The organism is Halanaerobium salsuginis (genome assembly GCF_900114545.1).
Lineage (GTDB): Bacteria > Bacillota > Halanaerobiia > Halanaerobiales > Halanaerobiaceae > Halanaerobium > Halanaerobium salsuginis.
This window is the reverse complement of the sequence record NZ_FOTI01000001.1, coordinates 131,021-144,903: the sequence shown is the minus strand read 5'-3', so window position 1 is coordinate 144,903 and position 13,883 is coordinate 131,021. Positions and strand designations below refer to the sequence as shown.

Below are 13,883 nucleotides of genomic sequence, written 5' to 3'. Positions count from 1 at the left end.
CAGAAAATAGCCTGTTAAACAAATTATTTGCCTAAAGGATGATTAATTCCTTGGGAGCTTTGTTTAATACTTCACAGCCATCTTTAGTAATTAATAGATCATCCTCAATTCTTACTCCACCTAAGTTAGAAATATAAATTCCTGGTTCATCAGTAACAACCATTCCCGGCTGCAAAGTTTTATCTGCCGTATAGGATAATCTGGGGCCTTCATGGATCTCCAGGCCAATACCATGCCCTAATCCATGACCAAAGTTTTTACCATAACCCTCTGCAGTAATAAAATCACGCGCAATCTTATCTGCTTTCAGACAGCTCATCCCTGGTTTTATCTCATCAATCACTTTTTTCTGAACAGTTAAAACTAAATTGTAAATATCTTTTAATTTAGGCTCAGGTTCACCAACTGCTAAAGTCCTGGTAATATCAGAATGATAGCCCTGATAAACGGTTCCAAAATCAATTGTAATCAAATCACCTTTTGCTACTTTTTTATCACTAGCTACCCCATGAGGAAGCGCACCTCTTTTACCAGAAGCTACTATAAAATCAAAGGCATTAGCTTCTCCACCTTCTCTTTTCATAAAAAACTCCAATTCCCGTGAAATCTCTTTTTCAGTTATCCCTGGCTGAATAAATTCAAGTAAGAAATCAAAGCCAAGATCAGCAATTCTAACAGCTTCTTTAATTTTTGCCAGTTCAGTTTCATCTTTAATAAGACGCAAATTTTCTACTAAATTACTAGTAGGAATTAATTTATCTAAATTTAATTTGTTTTCAAAGGCACGGTAAAGTTGATAGCTTAAATCTTCACTTTCAAAAGCTAATTCTTTAATTGATTTTTTGTCGAGAAGCTTTTTAAAGCCACTCATAAATTCTCCACTAATTTCTTCAATAACACAGCCATCAGTCTGCTCAGCTGCTTGATCAAGATAACGAAAATCAGTAATAAAAATGCATTCTTGATCAGTTATTAAAACTTTACCTGCTGTTCCAGTAAAATTAGTCAAATATCTAACATTTTCTCTTCTGGTAACTAAAAATGCTTCTATTTCTTTTTCTTTTATAATTTTAGTTAATTTTTCTATTCTAGTTTGCATTAGTATTTTTCCCTCCGTAAAATATCGGCAACTGCTTCTAGAGCTAATAAATAACCAAAAGCGCCTAAACCCGTTATTTGGCCAACAGTAGCAGCTGCTGTAATAGACTTTTGACGAAAATCATCTTTTTTATAAATATTATCAATATGAACCTCTATTGCTGGCAACCGAACAGCAGCTAGAGCATCTCGCAATACAACACTTGTCAAACTCAATCCGGCTGGATTAATAACTATTCCAGCCAGAGATTTAAAATTATTATGCAGATAATCTATTATTTCACCTTCATGATTACTTTGCATAATATCTAATTCTAAATTCAGCTCAGCAGCCTTAGCTGCAAGATCATTATTTAAAGTTGCTAGATCAGTTGTTCCATATATCTCTGGCTCTCTTAAACCAAGCAAATTTAAATTTGGTCCATGAATTACTGCCACTCTCTGCATAAATATTCCTCCATGTATTGTTGGATATTCTGCTGATTAAAACGATCACTTAGATATGTAGATCCAATATCATTAATCAATACCCACCAGAGCTTATTGTCACTTATCTTTTTGTCATGAACAAGATAAGAAGCTAATTGAGCTGCATCAATCTCTTCAGATGGGAAAATTTCGTAGCCATAATTTTGGATTAAATTAATAATTCTAGTAAATGATTTTTTACTTAAACTGCCAATTTTATTTGATAAAAAAGCAGTGAAAGCAATCCCCATTACTACAGCTTCCCCATGTTTAAACTTGAACTTTTCTGCTGCTTCTACTGCATGACCAAAGCTGTGACCAAGATTAAGTTTCTTTCTTAAACCACGATCTCTAACATCAGATCTGACATGATAGTCTTTTAGCTGAAGAGACATCCGGGCAATTTTAAGCATAATATCTTCATTTAAATTTAAAACCTGCTGCTTATTGTTTTCTAAAATCGAAAACAAAGATTCACCATCTAAAATAGCATATTTAATAATTTCTCCCAGACCAGACTTTATTTCTGTCATAGCTAATGTCTTAAGCCATTCCAATTGATAATAAACAATTTCTGGCTGATAAAAACTTCCAATTAAATTTTTAGTATCCTGATAATTAACACCTGTTTTCCCACCTACACTACTATCTAACTGAGAAATTAAGGTAGTTGGAAGCTGAATCAATTTTATTCCTCGCAAAAAAGTTGAAGCAACAAAGCCTCCTAGATCACCTATTGTTCCACCACCAAATGCTATTAAATAATCAGAACGACTAAAATTATGCTCATAAAGTTTGGCAAAACACTGGGCAAGGTAATTTAAATCTTTTATTTCTTCACCAGCAGTTAAAGCATATGTAATAACTTCAGCTTCTTCTTCTAATAAATTAATTAGATCATGGCCGTGCAAATCAAGGACAAGTTTATCAGCTAAAAGAAATACCTTTCGCCCTCTAACTTTAGTTAAAATATCAGCAAAAGTAAATTCATTAAAGTTTTTATTAATACTAACAGGATAAGAAAAATTCTTATTTTGAATTTCTATAGATAGTCTTTCCTCAGCTAATTTATTAATTACTATCTCTACAATCTCTTCTGGAGAATAGCAAGTACTATCTATGTGATAATTAACTTGTTGATAATAATCTGCTCTTTCTTCTAACAATTCTTTTACTTTTAATAAAGGTGATTTAACCTCTAGAAGAGGACGTATTACTTTAGAATTTTTATATCTTTCTAGAACAGTTTTGGCATCAATATCCAGGCAAAAACTTTCTGCTTTATAATTAAATAATTCTCTAAGCTGCTCATTTAAAACTGCTCCACCACCAGGTGAAAGCACAAAACTTCCGTCAGAATATAGTAATTTAGTAATTACTTCTTTTTCTAGCTTACGAAAATAAGCTTCTCCCTTCAATTTGAAAATCTCTTTTATAGTAAGCCCTTCTTGCTCACTAATTAGCTGATCACTATCATAAAATTTAATCCCTAATTCCTCAGATAATAAATTACCAATTGTTGTTTTCCCAGCCAACATAAAACCCGTTAAAACTATTTTCACTACTCAGCCTCCTCTAATACTCAAATTCTAAAAGAAAATTCAGGGTTTCCCCTGAATTAAAGTTCTCTAAAGAGAACTAATATCCTTTTATCTAGCTAAAATTTCTCTAAGTTCTGCTGCAGTTAAACTTTTAAAAGGATATTTTTGCTTATTATTAATATTCTCCTTTTCTGAATCTAAATCCTGCTTTTTTAATTTATTTTTTTCCAATCGAATATTTTCTGACTGTGATTTTTTAATTATTTTATGATTTACCAAATTTTCTGAAGTAGAATTAATAATTTTAGGTGTTATAAAAATGATTAATTCTGTTTTTAACTTTGTTTTACTTTTTTCAGAAAAGACACTGCCTAAAATAGGTAAATCGGCAAGTATAGGTAACTTAGAAACAGTTTCCAGATTTTCATTTTTCATTAAACCGCCAATTGCAAGTGTCTGTCCATTTTCTAATAAAACTGTAGTACTTGCACTGCGTGAATTAACTGAGGGTAATCCATCAGCTAATACTTTACCCAGACTATTAATTGACGGTTTAACTTCAAGCAAAACAGTATTATTTGTTAAAACTTTAGGCAAAAACTCTAAAACTATTCCGCCTTCAATATATTTTAGGGTAGAAACTGTTTTATCATCCTCTACGCTTTCTAATTTAACTGGAATTTGATCTCCAATAATTAATTTAGCTTTCTTTCTATCTAAAGTCATAAGACTTGGATTGGCCAATACTTTAGTTAATCCTTTTTCAGTCAGTGCTTTTAAAGTTTCAGGCCAACTTAATTTAAGTTTTGATAAATTATCCTGATCGTCTTTTATTAATTCAAGTCTAGTTATTTGATCAGGATTTATGCCTAATTCCTTAACCTTAGTTCTACTTATTTCGATAACTTTTGCTTTTATTAAAACCTGTTTTTGAGGCTGATCAATTTTAGTCAAAAACTCAGCTATTTCCTTTAACTTTTTCTGATCAGCGGTTATAACTATTCCTGCACTATTTAAATTAACTAATTTTAAATCTGGATAATTTTTCTGTAAAATTTTAATTACTCTCTCTGAACTTAAATATTTTAAATCAAAGTTCTTAGTTATAATAGTTTTATTAATCTCATTAAGCCGTTTAGCTGAACTAACAAAAATAGTATTGTCTTTCTCAAAATAACCAAGATCAAAGCTATCAGTTATTAAATCAAGTGCTGCTAAAAATTTAATTTTATTTAAAATAACAGTTATTTTCCCTTTAACTGATTTATCACAAATTAAATTTTTATCAGCCAAATTAGCTAGAGAAATTAAGGCAGTTTCTAAATCCACTTTCTTTAAATTAATATCTATTTTTGGATTTTTTAAATTCTTATCTGCAACTGCTTGAACTGAATCAAAACAGCTACATAACATAATTATTAGCAAAATCATAATCAAAAATAATCTGCTACTTTTTTTCATTCTTATCATCCTTCCAGAGTTTAATTATAAAATCTTTTTTATTGTTATAGCAGCTAACTATTTCATGTTTTTTTATTTCTTTTATTTTAAATTTACCAATTTCAGCTCCACATTCTTTAATTAATATTTTACCCTGATAAGCTATTATAATTTGAGCCCTTCTTTTATTCCTGATTATTCCTAATAGCTTAAAGGGTAGTTTAACTAATTTAATTTTTTCTTTAGATTTTTTAAGTTTAGTTATATTTTTTTTAGCTAAATTAGCTGTTATTTTAAGCTTATTGTCTGGAGAATACTTCATTTTATAGTCAAAAAAAGAGTCATTATTTTTATTAATAAGTTCTGTAGTAGGAACTAATAAACCTCCTGATTTAGAAACATTTATATACTTTGATTTATCTTTTTTTTCTTCTGATAATTGCGGAGCATAAAATGGATTTTGCAGTTTTGAAGTTTCAATTAACAACTTGCTTTTTTGTAATTCTTCGTTTTTATTATTTGAATTTATTTCTTTTTTGCTTTTTATCTGGGGTAAAACTTGCTGATCCTGATAGTCTAACTGATTTGACGATCTGCTCTGGATAATTTCACCTGCTTTTTCTGATTTTTTATTTGTTTTACCAGAAGTTATATTAAATGGGCTAAATAAATTTAATATAACTATTCCTACAAACAAAAGTATTATTAAAATTCCACTTAATTTATAAAGTACTTTATTTTTCATTTAAATCAACTCGTTTTAATCTCTTTATTTTCAAAAATAGAACTAATTTATTAGAGTTTTTTTGTAATTTTAATCTTTTTAACTTTAAGGAAGAAAAATTTTTTTCAAGATCAGTTAAAAAATAAAGAATAGAAGTAAAATCACCAGTTAAATTTAAAGCTAATTCACTTTTGTTTTTTTGATAGTTAATTAATTTTAAATTATAGGATTGAATTTCATTTAAAAAATAATCGAATTCTTGTTTATCATTTTGACTATCAGAAGAATGAGTTTTTTTCGCTTTTTTGGAGTACTTTATTTTTAATAATAGCAACTCATTTAAAACAGACTGATTAGTAGATTTTAATTGAAAGTTTTTTTCAATATTAGTTTTCAAAATTAATAATTGCTGCGCTAAAAGTAAAATTAAGATAATTACTAAAAAGTAACTTATTATTTTTTTTATCTTTATGGACATTACTTCTATCCCCCATTCTAATTAGCTAACCTAGATCTGCAGATATTTTAAAAATAAAAATATTGAGCTGTTTTAAACTTCTCAATTCACAATTATTAAAAGACGTATCTGCTGTCAATTTATTTAAAAAGTTAAAAATATATTTTTTATTAGCAGTTTTACCAACAATAAGAAGTTTTTTATTTTTAAGTTCTATGTAATCAAGTATTAATTTATTATTATAATAAGCTATCTTCTTAATTATAGAACTATTTAACTGCTCTTGAAGTTTAGACTTATTCTTAACTTTTAATAATGTTAGATATTTATTTACTTTTGATTTATTTAAATTTAATTCCTGTTTTGCATTATTTATACATTTATCTAAGTATGTATTAAAGCAAAAACTAACTCCTACAGCAAAAATAAGCAGTATAGATATTAATTTTACCAGTTTATTTTTAAAACTAATCTCATTTTTTTTAAAAACAATTAGCATTTATTTACACTCCAAAATAAAGCAGTTAAAAAAGCAAAATCATCTGCTTTTAAATCAATAAATTTTCCTAATTTAAGCAGTTTACTACTTCCTTCAATCAAATCTAAATCAAGTTTAAAACTATTTAAATAATACTTAACTGTTTTATCTATTTCAGGCTGTAAATTTTCTGATTTAATTCCTGATTGTAATAAATCAAGTTTATTGTTTCTAACAGTCAAAAGGGTATACTTTTTATTTATTTTATAATAGAGCAGATAATTTTTTTTATTTAATATTTTATTTATAACAGCAAAAATAACTACTGGCAATGCTGAAACAAGATAATTATTTTTATGTTTATCAAGTTCAGTTGTCAATGAATCAAGTAGTTTTCTCTTTACTGCAAATAGTTTTATTTCTCTAGTTCCTTCTGATTCAGAAACAGTTTCTAAATAATCATAATAAAAATTCTCAGCAAAATCTGCCTCTGATTGTGGTGCTACTTTTGGCATAAAGCTCTTTTCACTAACTTTATAGGGGTTTCTTTCTGCTAAAGTTATTGAATTATAAAAAATAGATTCTGCTGGTAATAAAACTATATAATGACAGTTATAGTTGAATTTCTTTATTTTTCCAATTGAATCTACTCTATTTATTCCATTAATAAAATTAATTTGGTCACCTTTAACTTTAACAACCACATTTCTAAGTTTCTCCAGGCCAGGTATTGTAATTGAAAAATATTTATTTAACATAATTATTATCTCCTTATTATTGTTTTTGTAATTACTTCCAAATTTTCTTTATCAATCTGAGCAATAACTCGATATCCATTTCCTATTTTCCCAGCTGCTGATTCTAATAAATAATAGTCATTCTTCTCACCTCCTTCAATATCTATTGTTAATTTATCATTTAAAATTAATTTCCTTTTACTTAAAGTCTGCTTATCTTTTAAAAGATATAACTGATATTCAATCCCAGATAAAGCAGCAATTTTATTTTGGCTGCAAAACTGTCTATTATTTGTTATTTTAAAATTTATTCTTTCTATCTGAACTAAAATAGGAATGAAAAGTAGAATTAAAGAAAGTAATATTAAATTTAATATTAAAATATATCCACTATTTTTAAACATTTAAATCACCTTTCTATTTAACTATTAAATAGCAGCAGTTTGCTTTTTTAATTTAAATTAATAATTTTAGCTACTGCTAAATTATGTTTTTTATTTCCTAAAATTAATTCTATTTTTAAAAGATTATTTGATAAACAAGTTATTTTAAAACTTTTTATATCATCAATTAAAGCTAGATTTTTGCCAAAATCTTGTTTATTCAAATTATCACTACCTAATTTTCTGCCAAGATTAAGCTGACCAGTTAGATCTGTATAAGGACAAAATTTCAACCAGCAATATTGACCTCTGTAATAACTAAAAAGATTAATTTCATTTTCATTAACCACCTTTACCTGTTTAGAATTTTCGATTTGCTGACTAATAAAATCTAGAGCAAGATAACTATCAAGCTGCCAGCTAGAACTAAGATTAAAAATATCATTTTGCTGATAAATATCTAAAATAAGCTGTAGAAATACGCTAAAAATAAGAGTTGAAATTACAAGTGCAACTAAAACTTCAATTAAAGAAAACCCCTGCTTAGAGTCAAGGCTATTTTTTTTGCAAAAGTGAGATAAGCTCATATCTCTGCTCCTTATTCTTTAATTTATAATCAACATCTATTTTAAGTTTATATAAACCAGCATAAGTTATATTATCTTTTTGATAATTATCTATCTTAACTGTGGTTAATTGATAACTTTTTGGCAAAGATTTTTGTTCAAGAATTTCTAGCTTTTTTATTAATTCACTGTTATTACTATTTGCAACTCCTTCTGCCAGATCATCTTTATTATTATAGGCAGCTAAAACTGACTCTGACCAGCTGATAATTGCATTTCGATCATTTAAAAAGCTCTGCATGTCAAGCCCAGTCTTAATAGTCTTGCTCATCACTGCCAGCACAATACCAGCTAATGAAATTGTTATAATTATTTCTAATAAAGTAAAACCTGATTCATTCTTCAATTTTTATCCTCCCTAATTGATTAATTGTTATAGCATATTTTTTAGAATTATTTTCTGGGCGAGAAAAGGCTATTGTACTGGCACGAGCAGTTGCAGTACTATTAAATCTAATCCAGTCATAATAATTTTCTGTTACAGGTTGATAGTTTTGAGTCTTATAAAGTATTAAATTAGCTGGATAACTTCCTTTTCTTTTTATAATCTCCTTACCGTCTTTTTCAATATAAAAATAATAGGGAATTCGTTCTTGATTGGAATCTGGATTAATACTATAAATCTTAAAAATATAACACTGATTATCCAAAATAGCCTTATTTCTAGCCCAGCGAAAATCAAGTGCCAATTTTCTAACTAGCTGTTTCATAGTAAAATCATCTTTATGAACTACAGGCAAAGCAAAGCTCATCATAATTGAAATAATTATTAAAATAAATAATAATTCTAAGAGAGTAAAACCCTGCTTATTTTTAATTAATTTTTCCATTTATTTCTATGAATCAAGAGCTGGCTTACTATTTATTGGCCCAGCCAGACTTGATTCCGCTGTTGAAATGTAGTAATAATCATCATCTTTATTTTGAAAATATATTAAATATTGCTGAGCGTTACTGCCTAGATCACTTTGATAATAATAGTAACTAGCATCATTTTTTATTTTTAAATCAGTTAGTTCTGCTACGTTATCGAGAGTATTTTCGCTACTATAAGCAGGATATTCTCCATTTTCAAGATAATATATTTCTAAGCTCTGCATTATATTGTGTAGATCTGCTTTTGCTACAGTATCATTTGCTTTTGATTTTATACCTCCCAGGGCAGGAATAGCTATTGACATTAGAATTCCTAAGATAGTAATTACAATCAGCAGTTCAATTAATGTAAAACCAGCATTATTATTTAATAATTCTTTTAATTTTGACATATCTTCCTCCTCTTCTTTAAATCAAATTAATAAGTAGATTTGAAACATGGGCATTATTACAGCTGCAGCAAGTAGAGAGACAAAAATAGCAGTTAGTAAAATTAATAGAGGCTCTAAATACTGCAGCAATAACTCTGTTTTATCTTTTAGTCTTGTATAATAATAATCACCTGCTCTTTCTAACATACTCTCCATTCGGGCAGTCTCCTGACCAGTTAAAAGAAGATAATAAAAATAATCTGGAATAAATTCTTGTTTAGCAAAAGAATTCACTAAAGAGCTCCCCTTAGAAATTTCTAAAATTGTCTGTTTAATAAATTTTTTATATTGAGAATCAACAATTATTCCCTCTAATAAATTGAGTGCAGCTATTAAATTCAAACCACTTTTTAATAAAATTGCTAAATATGAACCTATCTTACTTAAGATAAAACTGCGATATAAATCAGATAACAGCGGTATCTTTAAAATTAATTTGCTTAATAATCCCTGCTGTTGAAAATATCTATAACTAAAAAATAATACAAAGCTAAGCAAGATAGCTAAAATAATAATTACTACTAAATAATGATTGATCAAAACAGCTAAATCTAAAAACAATCTAGTTAAAAAAGGGAGTTCACCCTGAAATTGATTAAATAAATCAGTTAAAACTGGTAAAACAAATTTAACAATGACTACAGCAGCTATAAAAACAGTTATAAGTACTGTTAGAGGATAAAAAGTACTTTTTTTAATTTCATGATTAAGTTCCAATTGATTTTGATAATGTTTTTCCATACTTAATAAAACCTGGGCCAAACTGCCGCTTTTCTCTCCTGCATTAATGACTGCTAGAAAAAAATCTGGAAAAAGCTCTGTTTTTTTAAGAGATTCAGTTAAACTTAAACCTGACTCTAAATCTTGCAAAATTAAACTATAGATTTCATTTTTTTCCTGCTTTCCTTCTTGATTAGCTAAAATAAAAAAACTGCGTTTAAGATTCAAACCAGAATCCAGCATAACTGCTAACTGAGTGGTAAACAGTTTTAATTCTTTAATCTTTAAAGCCATTATTTACCTCCTAGTAGTTACTTTATGATGAATAGTCTACAATTCTTTTTAGTTCTGCAATACTGCTTTCACCAATTTTAACTTTATTAATAGCAGCTCTATACAGGCTTTGCATACCCTGCTTTAAAGCAGCTTGTTTTATCTGATTACTATCACTTTTCTGATTAATTAATTCTTTGATTTTATCACTGACCAATAAAACTTCTCCGATAGCTACTCTCCCATGATAGCCAGTTTGAGCACACTTTTGACATCCCACTGCCTGATAAAATTTGTACTTATTACTTTTTTGGTTGGATTGATCAATCTTAAGTAATTCCTGATCTTCTAGACTAAGCCTGAGTTCTTTTTTACAATAAGGACATAGTCTTCTTAATAAACGTTGAGCAACTACCCCTTTTAAGCTGCTGCTAATTAAATAAGCTGGGATCTCCATTTCCAATAACCTGGCTACTGCTGATGCACTATCATTTGTATGAATTGTACTAAAGACAAGATGTCCTGTTACAGCAGCCCTTACGGCAATTTTAGCAGTTTCTTTATCTCTAATTTCACCAATCATTATAATATCGGGATCCTGACGCAAAATTGATCTTAAAGCTGTAACAAAATTAAGCCCCTGAGCAGGATTAACTTCAATTTGGTTTAATAAATCTAGCTTATATTCAACTGGATTTTCAATTGTAATAATATTATTTGTCTGGCTGGCTAATTTATTTAAAATAGAAAATAAAGTTGTTGTTTTTCCACTTCCAGTTGGACCTGATAACAGGATAATTCCTGAATTATGATTAATAATCTTTTTAAGCCGCTGCAGGTTATGACTAGAAAATTTCAATTTATTAAGATCAAGCATTTGCTGACCTCGTTTTAACAATCTTAAAACAGCTTTTTCCCCATAGATTGTAGGTATTGTAGAAGTTCTAATATCATAATTAACTGTCTGAAATTCAAAATCAAGCTTACCATCCTGGGGTAAGTGACGATTAGTTATATCAAGTCCAGACATAATTTTAACTCGTGAAATAACAGCATCTGCAATTACTATAGGCAGCTTATAATAAGTTTTTAAAATTCCATCTATTCTATATCTAACTTTAAAATAATCTGCCTTCTTTTCTAGATGAATGTCACTTACTGTTAGTGAAATTGCTTCCTGTAATATCTTATCCAACAATTTGACAACAGGCGCATCTTTAACTAGTTTTTTTAAGCTATTTAAATCACGCTGATTATACTTATCTAAAAAAGAATAATCTTTTAGAATATCTTTAGAGTCAACATTAAAATAATTGTGATAAACTATTGCTTTAATTTGTTTAAAATCTTTTTGGCTCATCAAAACATTTTTAATTTCTCTATTAAATTTATATCGATATTTTTCAATAATAAGAGGTTCTATAGGATATAAACTACCTAAAGTCAAAAATTGATCTGTTTTCTTTAAAATAATTAACTTATTTTTTTCAACTTCTTCTAAGGAAAGCTGTTCAAAATTAGATTCCAACTTTAAATTTTCTTTAGTAAATAAATCCAGACAAAAATAATCTGCCATAATTTCAAGTAATTCTTGCTCAGTTATTGAAATAGTTTTTTTAAGCATATTGCTAAATTTTCCTAGAGAATATTCTTGATAGCATTTTTCTAATTCTAGCTTCTCTTTATTTCCTATTTTAACTTTTTTAGTAATAAATTGGAAAAAATTATCCATAAAAAAATATCTCTCCTCGCTTTTTTAGTTAGTTTAAATGTTTATTTTTAATTTAATGCTTAATTGTAATTTTTTTCTAGTATGAATTATATATTCTAGGCTCTAAAAATATTTCCTGCTTATTTTTCTATTTTTTTCAAAAAAATAGAAAAATTGTAATATTGCCAATAAATATATATTACATCCGCAATATTTTAGGCAATTTGCCCAAATTATTTTTAAATAAAAAAACTGCAGGTATAAAAAACCCGCAGTTATAATTTAACTATTTTATTTTTAATAATTTAGAATCAAGCTTAAAAAAATTCTATTCGATAACATTAAATAATTATACTTTCTTCAATTAACAGCCAATATTCTATACTATCAATTAAAGCATCCCAGGAAGCTTGAATAATATTAGTTGAAACACCTACAGTAGTCCATGATTTTTCAAAATCTGAACTTTCAATTAAAACTCTTACTTTAGCAGCGGTACCATCATTACCATTGAGAACTCTAACTTTATAATCGATTAATTTTGTCTTAGCTATTTCTGGATAAAAATTCATCAAGGCCTTTCTAAAACAATTATCAAGAGCATTAACCGGGCCATCACCTTCAGCAGCAATATGAACTTTCTTACCCTTAACAGTCATTTTTACAACTGCTTCAGAATAGGTCTGATTATTACGATTAATACTATTAGTTCGAAAATCTTCAATCTCAAAAAAAGATTGATAACCTTTAAATTCACGAAAAGCAAGTAAAATTAATGATGCTTCTGCACCTTCAAATTGATAACCTTTACTTTCTAAGCTTTTCACCCGTTTAATTAATTTTTTAATCATCCCATCTGAAAAATCAGCTAGATTAAAGCCAAGTTCTTGCAGTTTATAACGCAAATTACTTTTTCCAGCTAGCTCAGACACCAAAACTCGTCTTTCATTGCCAACTAATTCTGGTTGAATATGTTCATAAGTATGCGGATTTTTCCTTACTGCACTAACATGAATCCCACCTTTATGAGTAAAAGCACTTTTACCAACATAAGGTTTATTATTATCTGGAATTAAATTAGCTGTTTCAGTTACAAAGAAATAAAGAGGTTTCAGCTGTTTCAACTGTTTATCACTCAACAGTCTAGTTTCATATTTAAGCTGAATTGTTGGAATAACACTGCATAAATCAGCATTACCACATCGTTCACCCAGACCGCCAACTGTACCCTGGATTTGAACTGCTCCTTCTTCAAAAGCAGTTAAAGAATTAGCAACAGCAAGATTACCATCATTGTGTGCATGAATTCCCAATGGAGCTGTCACTTCACTTTTTACTGTTTTTATTATTTTTCTCAAACGCGAAGGAAGCATCCCTCCATTTGTATCACATAAAGTTAATACCTCAGCCCCAGCATCAGCTGCAGTTTGAATAGTCTTAATTGCATACTCAGCATTAGCTAAATAGCCATCGAAAAAATGTTCTGCATCAAAAAATACATGCAATCCTTTTTCAGTTAAAAACTCAATTGTATCGGCTATCATTGCCAAATTTTCAGTCAGTGAAATCTGAAGAGCTTCTCTAACATGTAAATCCCAGCTTTTAGCAAAAATAGTTACATAATCTACTCCAGCTTCTACTAATTTGAGAATATTATTATCTGCAGAAACTTTTAAGTTAGGCCGCCGTGTTGAACTAAAAGCAGTAACATTAGCCTGCTTAAGTTCCAGATTTTTTACAGCAGCAAAATATGCCTCATCTTTAGGATTTGATCCCGGCCAACCACCTTCAATAAAATCAATCCCGAATTTATCAAGCTGTTTTGTTATACGCAGTTTATCATCTAATGATAAAGAAATTCCTTCTCCCTGAGAACCATCACGCAAAGTTGTATCATAAAGTGCTAATCCCACTCTGCAT

Annotated in this window: 16 protein-coding genes; all 16 read right to left on the bottom strand. The window is 28.5% G+C overall.

The features are described from left to right. Positions 1-31: 31 nt before the first annotated feature. Positions 32-1,099 (bottom strand): M24 family metallopeptidase, encoded by a 1,068-nt coding sequence (locus tag BMZ74_RS00740; RefSeq protein WP_089858129.1) that lies wholly within the window; start codon positions 1,097-1,099, stop codon positions 32-34. Continuing rightward, entirely contained in the window at positions 1,099-1,545 is a 447-nt protein-coding gene (gene aroQ, locus BMZ74_RS00735) for a type II 3-dehydroquinate dehydratase (protein WP_089858126.1), read from the bottom strand. The genes BMZ74_RS00740 and aroQ overlap by 1 nt, the downstream gene beginning before the upstream one ends. Beyond that, positions 1,527-3,128: a 3-dehydroquinate synthase gene (gene aroB, locus BMZ74_RS00730; RefSeq protein ID WP_089858124.1), complete on the bottom strand. Its 1,602-nt coding sequence runs from the start codon at positions 3,126-3,128 to the stop codon at positions 1,527-1,529. The genes aroQ and aroB overlap by 19 nt, the downstream gene beginning before the upstream one ends. A gap of 87 nt (positions 3,129-3,215) precedes the next feature. Then, on the bottom strand, positions 3,216-4,568 hold the full coding sequence (locus tag BMZ74_RS00725; protein WP_089858121.1) for a type II secretion system protein GspD: 1,353 nt from the start codon (positions 4,566-4,568) through the stop codon (positions 3,216-3,218). Next, positions 4,555-5,292 carry a hypothetical protein gene (locus BMZ74_RS00720; protein WP_089858118.1) on the bottom strand — a complete coding sequence of 246 codons (738 nt, stop codon included), beginning with the start codon at positions 5,290-5,292 and terminating at the stop codon, positions 4,555-4,557. Before BMZ74_RS00720 ends, BMZ74_RS00725 begins: the two co-directional genes overlap by 14 nt. Beyond that, on the bottom strand, positions 5,282-5,749 hold the full coding sequence (locus tag BMZ74_RS00715) for a hypothetical protein (protein WP_089858116.1): 468 nt from the start codon (positions 5,747-5,749) through the stop codon (positions 5,282-5,284). Before BMZ74_RS00715 ends, BMZ74_RS00720 begins: the two co-directional genes overlap by 11 nt. 25 nt (positions 5,750-5,774) lie before the next feature. Then, complete coding sequence (locus tag BMZ74_RS00710) at positions 5,775-6,227, bottom strand: hypothetical protein (protein ID WP_089858113.1); 453 nt, start codon at positions 6,225-6,227, stop codon at positions 5,775-5,777. After that, on the bottom strand, positions 6,221-6,964 hold the full coding sequence (locus BMZ74_RS00705; RefSeq protein ID WP_089858110.1) for a hypothetical protein: 744 nt from the start codon (positions 6,962-6,964) through the stop codon (positions 6,221-6,223). The genes BMZ74_RS00710 and BMZ74_RS00705 overlap by 7 nt, the downstream gene beginning before the upstream one ends. Before the next feature lie 5 nt (positions 6,965-6,969). Continuing rightward, positions 6,970-7,347, bottom strand: coding sequence for a hypothetical protein (locus BMZ74_RS00700; protein ID WP_089858107.1), 378 nt, complete (start codon positions 7,345-7,347; stop codon positions 6,970-6,972). A 47-nt stretch (positions 7,348-7,394) separates the two neighbouring features. After that, entirely contained in the window at positions 7,395-7,913 is a 519-nt protein-coding gene (locus tag BMZ74_RS00695; RefSeq protein WP_089858104.1) for a PilW family protein, read from the bottom strand. Further along, positions 7,882-8,298: a pilus assembly FimT family protein gene (locus tag BMZ74_RS00690; protein ID WP_089858100.1), complete on the bottom strand. Its 417-nt coding sequence runs from the start codon at positions 8,296-8,298 to the stop codon at positions 7,882-7,884. The genes BMZ74_RS00695 and BMZ74_RS00690 overlap by 32 nt, the downstream gene beginning before the upstream one ends. Beyond that, entirely contained in the window at positions 8,288-8,782 is a 495-nt protein-coding gene (locus BMZ74_RS00685; RefSeq protein WP_089858098.1) for a GspH/FimT family pseudopilin, read from the bottom strand. Before BMZ74_RS00685 ends, BMZ74_RS00690 begins: the two co-directional genes overlap by 11 nt. Positions 8,783-8,788: 6 nt before the next feature. Beyond that, a complete protein-coding gene (locus tag BMZ74_RS00680; RefSeq protein ID WP_089858095.1) occupies positions 8,789-9,220 on the bottom strand; it encodes a type IV pilin protein in 432 nt (143 codons plus the stop codon). A gap of 21 nt (positions 9,221-9,241) precedes the next feature. Further along, positions 9,242-10,273 (bottom strand): type II secretion system F family protein, encoded by a 1,032-nt coding sequence (locus tag BMZ74_RS00675; RefSeq protein ID WP_089858092.1) that lies wholly within the window; start codon positions 10,271-10,273, stop codon positions 9,242-9,244. A gap of 22 nt (positions 10,274-10,295) precedes the next feature. Next, complete coding sequence (locus BMZ74_RS00670; RefSeq protein ID WP_089858089.1) at positions 10,296-11,984, bottom strand: GspE/PulE family protein; 1,689 nt, start codon at positions 11,982-11,984, stop codon at positions 10,296-10,298. A gap of 320 nt (positions 11,985-12,304) precedes the next feature. Beyond that, positions 12,305-13,876 carry a citramalate synthase gene (cimA, locus tag BMZ74_RS00665; RefSeq protein WP_089858086.1) on the bottom strand — a complete coding sequence of 524 codons (1,572 nt, stop codon included), beginning with the start codon at positions 13,874-13,876 and terminating at the stop codon, positions 12,305-12,307. Positions 13,877-13,883 lie beyond the last annotated feature (7 nt).

Coding starts and splice junctions, on each gene's coding strand:
- BMZ74_RS00740 (WP_089858129.1), bottom strand. CDS start 1,099: ATGCAAACTAGAATAGAAAAATTAACTAAAATTATAAAAGAAAAAGAA.
- aroQ (WP_089858126.1), bottom strand. CDS start 1,545: ATGCAGAGAGTGGCAGTAATTCATGGACCAAATTTAAATTTGCTTGGT.
- BMZ74_RS00725 (WP_089858121.1), bottom strand. CDS start 4,568: ATGAAAAAAAGTAGCAGATTATTTTTGATTATGATTTTGCTAATAATT.
- BMZ74_RS00720 (WP_089858118.1), bottom strand. CDS start 5,292: ATGAAAAATAAAGTACTTTATAAATTAAGTGGAATTTTAATAATACTT.
- BMZ74_RS00715 (WP_089858116.1), bottom strand. CDS start 5,749: ATGTCCATAAAGATAAAAAAAATAATAAGTTACTTTTTAGTAATTATC.
- BMZ74_RS00710 (WP_089858113.1), bottom strand. CDS start 6,227: ATGCTAATTGTTTTTAAAAAAAATGAGATTAGTTTTAAAAATAAACTG.
- BMZ74_RS00705 (WP_089858110.1), bottom strand. CDS start 6,964: ATGTTAAATAAATATTTTTCAATTACAATACCTGGCCTGGAGAAACTT.
- BMZ74_RS00700 (WP_089858107.1), bottom strand. CDS start 7,347: ATGTTTAAAAATAGTGGATATATTTTAATATTAAATTTAATATTACTT.
- BMZ74_RS00695 (WP_089858104.1), bottom strand. CDS start 7,913: ATGAGCTTATCTCACTTTTGCAAAAAAAATAGCCTTGACTCTAAGCAG.
- BMZ74_RS00685 (WP_089858098.1), bottom strand. CDS start 8,782: ATGGAAAAATTAATTAAAAATAAGCAGGGTTTTACTCTCTTAGAATTA.
- BMZ74_RS00680 (WP_089858095.1), bottom strand. CDS start 9,220: ATGTCAAAATTAAAAGAATTATTAAATAATAATGCTGGTTTTACATTA.
- BMZ74_RS00675 (WP_089858092.1), bottom strand. CDS start 10,273: ATGGCTTTAAAGATTAAAGAATTAAAACTGTTTACCACTCAGTTAGCA.
- BMZ74_RS00670 (WP_089858089.1), bottom strand. CDS start 11,984: ATGGATAATTTTTTCCAATTTATTACTAAAAAAGTTAAAATAGGAAAT.